The organism is Aphanothece microscopica RSMan92 (genome assembly GCF_046613545.2).
In the GTDB taxonomy this organism is placed as follows: domain Bacteria; phylum Cyanobacteriota; class Cyanobacteriia; order PCC-6307; family Cyanobiaceae; genus NIES-981.
On sequence record NZ_JBKKKY020000456.1, the window covers coordinates 1 to 502 of the forward strand.

The following is a 502-nucleotide window of genomic DNA, read 5'->3' on the forward strand; positions in this document are numbered from 1 at the left end:
AGACAAAACAGCTCAGGGCGCAGCAGTGCTGGCGGAGGCCCCAGCAAGAAAGGGGATGCCTGCTTGCGGGAAGCGCTGTTCCTGGCGGCCAATCAGGTCCGCCGTTTCGATCCCACCTTGGCCCGGCGCTATCAGCGGTTGATGTGTGAGACGGGCCGTCACCACAACTCCGCCGTCTGCACGGTGGCCACGGTGCTGTTGACTCGCATCACGGCCTGCCTGAGGGCTGGGGTCCCTTACGTCATCCGCGATGTGGACGGGCGAGAGATCAGCAAGGAGGAGGGCAAAGCCATCGTGAAGGACCGCTACGCCATCCCAGAAACGGTACGCGCTGCTCGCCGCACGATCAGGAAGCGGAGCGGCAAGGCTCTGGGTGGGGTAGCAACGCTGAACCAGGAGTCGCAGAGCGCTCCAAAGCGGCAACCACCCCCTCGTCAGGCTGCATCAACAACTGAGGCCTGGCAAGCCTTGGCGACTTGACAGCGGTTAGGAACTCAACGGC

At 63.7% G+C, this 502-nt stretch carries 1 protein-coding gene; it reads left to right on the forward strand.

Annotated features, from left to right (window positions below):
* On the forward strand, positions 1-480 hold a 480-nt coding region (locus tag ACLD7X_RS18525), incomplete at its 5' end, for a transposase (protein WP_411425150.1).
* Positions 481-502: the final 22 nt, after the last annotated feature.